Origin of the sequence: Microcoleus sp. PH2017_35_SFW_U_B, from assembly GCF_020737865.1 — a bacterium.
In the GTDB taxonomy this organism is placed as follows: Bacteria; Cyanobacteriota; Cyanobacteriia; order Cyanobacteriales; family Microcoleaceae; genus Microcoleus.
Window position 1 is genome coordinate 1 of record NZ_JAEQDE010000194.1, and the last position, 3,703, is coordinate 3,703.

Below are 3,703 nucleotides of genomic sequence, written 5' to 3' on the forward strand. Positions count from 1 at the left end.
TTCTCCTTTCCCTGGAACTCAAAGAAGTCCCGAACAATTTTTTTTCAATAATAAAGGAACAAATGGAGTCATATTTTAATTGGTATCTCGGTAAAAAAAATGAGTAAGATTACTCATTGACAACAGTGCTTTTAGCTTAACTTGTGAGTAATGGGCAAGGTTCGATCGACTGGTTTAAAAAGCAAATTCCCTAAAATCAAAATCTTTTGGGGGCTCACAAGCTCGAAGCTTTCATTACTTGGGCTAACAAACATCTCTAATCAGGCATTACCGATCGCGATCGCCATTTTCCCCTTCCCTACAGTTGCTTTTTTTGGGGAAACTGCTATTATTTACGATAACCCAGCATTCAAATATTTTAATTTTATTAAAGTGAAAAAAATCGCCCTTTTTTTTCGAGTTAACCGCTTGACTCTGAAGTTTTTTGGAAGTACAATTTAATAATGGGAATAGTCGCAAAATTAAAGTTAGACTCACCACTTCCATTATCTAAAATATACCACCTAAAGTCCAGACAAGTCAATAGGTAATAATTCCTTTTTTTTGCCAATTTTTTGACACTGTTTCTAAACTTTTTGTGGTTGATATCGACGAAAAGCATTGCTATCCAAAAATGGGTTTGTTTCCACAGGCCGTGCAATCACAGGTGTGGAACGGTTACATTATCAATTTTTCTTGAGGGATTTTCGGTGGCGGCGCACCCTACACCTAACTAACTCAACTTCGACTAGATAGAGAGTGGATTTTGGTGTTTAGTTAAATTGAACTTATTAATAATTCCTTGACTTTGCCGCGCTTGGAACTCTTAGAGTTAATTCCCCTAGACGCTGATATTTCAATTTGCTGAGGGAGATGAGCTATTTTAAAAGCTTCAGCATCGCTGTATATTTTATCGATGAAATCGCAGTTAGAATTAGACAGCATAATTTTGACACCCCGTTGGGCAAGTTCTGCAAAAACATCTCTAAGCTTTATCTGTTCGGCTTGTTTGAAGTTCTCGCGGCTGTAAGCTGTGAAATCGCTAGTAGAACTGATAGGATAATAAGGCGGGTCAAAATAAACAAAGTCTTTGCTGCTTGTAGCAAAATCTAAAATTCGATCGAATTTTCTCACTTCAATTTGAGCTGGTTCGAGTAGAGATGAGACCGATCGCAATAATTCTGGTTGACAAATGTTAGGATTTTTGTATCTGCCTATGGGAACATTAAATTCACCTTTGGAGTTTTCTCTGTAGAGGCCGTTGTAACAAGTTTTATTGAGGTAGATTAGCCGTGCTGCTTTTTCTGTATCTGTGTTGTAGGATCGCGATCGCACCGAGTAATAATAGGCTGGATTGTCCTTGCTGTGCTCTAAAGCGTGCTCTAACAAAAGCTCAATCAGATCCTCAACTTTATCCCTGACACAGCGATAAGCATTAATCAACTCAGGATTAATATCTGTTAACACAACTTGCACAGAAGGGTGCTGTTGTGCTAAGTAAAAAAATACGGCTCCGCCGCCCAAAAAAGGCTCGTAGTAAGTGGTGAACTTTTTAGGAAAATAAGGTTGATATTGTCCAATCAACCTTGTTTTGCCTCCAGCCCATTTCAGAAATGGACGCGGCAAGACGAAAGAAGGTGCGGCAGCAGACATTTAGGTAGAAATAACAGCCCTATAATATTTATCACAACTACAACTCACAACTACAACTGAATAGAAATACTTCTCTCATTCGTTACCAGAAAGAATTGGTTGAAAGCCGGAACGCTTTGAGGGAGAAATTAAAATCAGACTATTCATTACTCCAATCCTCGGACTTATAGGTAGAGGTCGCTCTCAAACTGTCAAGCGGTCAACTGTCAAGCGGTCAACTGTTGAACGGAGGTCGCGTTCCGGCATTGAACAGACTCAGACCCGATCGCTCTCACAAAACTTTTCGTTAGAATTATATATGTTAGCATCGCCCTTGAAAAATGACCGATCGCCCGATCGGCAGATTTAGCTCCGGCTGTGCCAAAATTGTCTAACTCGCTCACAAGTGTTACCAGTCAAAGATCGAGCTGTAACACTTTACCCCACCGGTGCTCATGCAAGATTTCATTAATAACATCTCTCGCTACCCTCGTTTTTTGATTACTGTGTGTCTGGGAATCTTTTTTTTCCTGTTCGAGCGACTCAAACCTCTGCTCGATCGACCGGCAACTGCGATCGCCCTGATTACTTCGATTGTAGCGACTTTTGTGTTTCTAACTTTTACACTGCGCGCCATGTTAGGTCTGAGTCCGGTTTAAAGGCAAAATTTCTGCCCGAAAAAGCCGGCGAACTCTGACAAACCATAGCCCACAAACCAGGAACGCAGAGGGTTTGGGGGTTGCGACTTCTGAGTTTGAGTTGAAACACTAACCCCCGAAATAAGTGCAACTCTTCCGTGCGATCGCACACTTGGCAATAGTCGCTGCGATAGATTGGAAGAGAAAGTAAAGTTACCCTAGTTATGTGAGCGCTCCTCAACCTTGGCGCAAGCAAACATTACCGAAGTGCAGCACAACAGTTCCGGCTATCAACACAACTGGGGAAATACTGCACCTCTGTTTCCCCCATTCCCACTTAATCCTTAGGAAGCGGCACACCCCGCCCCGCTTTCCTCTCCCGTTAACCTGACGGTATCACGAGAGTTTCCAGCGGACAAGACAGATGAAATTTGAACATATCTATCAATTTTTTCAAGACCCACCTCCTGTTTATCTAAACAAGGAACTGGCAGTGTGCTACATTCTCTCGGTGTTATTGCGCGGAGATTCCTACGGTACAGAACTCATCGGACAACTAGAAAGGGAATTCCCCATCTACCGACTTTCTGATACCGTCCTCTACAGCGCTTTGAAATTTCTCGAAGATGAAGCCGTCATTACCGGTTACTGGAAAAAAGTAGAAGGACGCGGCCGCCCCCGCCGGATGTATCAAATCCTCCCCGAGTGGCGACATCAAGCTCAAGACCTGGCTCGTCTGTGGCACGAGTACATCGGTCAGGGAAACGGCGCCTCTGGCCGTCGCCCCCGTGCCTTAGAAACTGGTCACACGGGTTAGTCGGCGTTGAAATCGGATGCCTAAACCCTTGAGATGCGGTGCTAGCAAACCGAATTTTCGGATTGCCTTCGCTTTGCCAGCATCGCCGCCGCACAGCGATTAGACTTACAACTGCGGAAATTGCTGTCATTCGATGGACAGGGATTTGAACGCAGCAATTAATTTATCGCGCTTGGCTAGAGCGTCAAAGCTTACCGAGGGATAACCGCTCCCATGCTCCCGATGAAGTAAGAAGCAAATGTCTAGGCTTGTCTAGGATTTGTATAGCAGATATGGGAATTGGGTGGTGGAGAGCTAGTACCTAGCTAGCGATTAAATAGACAAGGTAGTACACTGGTAGACAAATCTACGATGTACCTGTTCAAACCCTGGGCGATTCCCAAAAAATCTTGGATTGTCAGTAAAGACACTCGCTTTCGCTGGGATGTTTCGGGGAAGTTACCAGCCAAATCCACCCTGTCGGGCGATCGGTGAAATTAGCGTGTTGAGGTCGAACAATGCTTTTATCCATCAAAACAAAGTTAAAATTAAACAAGAGTCAGGCAACAGTCATGAGCAAGCACGCTGGAATAGCGAGGTTTACTTATAACTGGGGATTGGCTACTTGGAGTAATCTTTACAAAGATGGATTGAAGCC

Annotated in this window: 5 protein-coding genes; 4 read left to right on the forward strand and 1 reads right to left on the reverse strand. The window is 43.5% G+C overall.

What is annotated here, in order from left to right; genetic code table 11:
- Positions 1-756 precede the first annotated feature (756 nt).
- A complete protein-coding gene (locus JGK36_RS33480; protein WP_293174173.1) occupies positions 757-1,632 on the reverse strand; it encodes a DNA adenine methylase in 876 nt (291 codons plus the stop codon).
- A gap of 434 nt (positions 1,633-2,066) precedes the next feature.
- Here JGK36_RS33480 and JGK36_RS33485 point away from each other — a divergent pair, with 434 nt between their 5' ends.
- The 4 genes from JGK36_RS33485 to JGK36_RS33500 form a co-directional block, all read left to right on the forward strand.
- Positions 2,067-2,270, forward strand: a complete 204-nt coding sequence (locus JGK36_RS33485) for a DUF751 family protein (RefSeq protein ID WP_293144336.1) — start codon at positions 2,067-2,069, stop codon at positions 2,268-2,270.
- Positions 2,271-2,673: 403 nt separating this feature from the next.
- Positions 2,674-3,066 carry a PadR family transcriptional regulator gene (locus JGK36_RS33490; protein ID WP_293144339.1) on the forward strand — a complete coding sequence of 131 codons (393 nt, stop codon included), beginning with the start codon at positions 2,674-2,676 and terminating at the stop codon, positions 3,064-3,066.
- Positions 3,067-3,417: 351 nt separating this feature from the next.
- Positions 3,418-3,540: a hypothetical protein gene (locus JGK36_RS33495; protein WP_293174170.1), complete on the forward strand. Its 123-nt coding sequence runs from the start codon at positions 3,418-3,420 to the stop codon at positions 3,538-3,540.
- A gap of 23 nt (positions 3,541-3,563) precedes the next feature.
- Positions 3,564-3,703, forward strand: a 140-nt coding sequence (locus JGK36_RS33500; RefSeq protein ID WP_293174380.1) for a helix-turn-helix domain-containing protein, incomplete at its 3' end; no start/stop codon positions are given.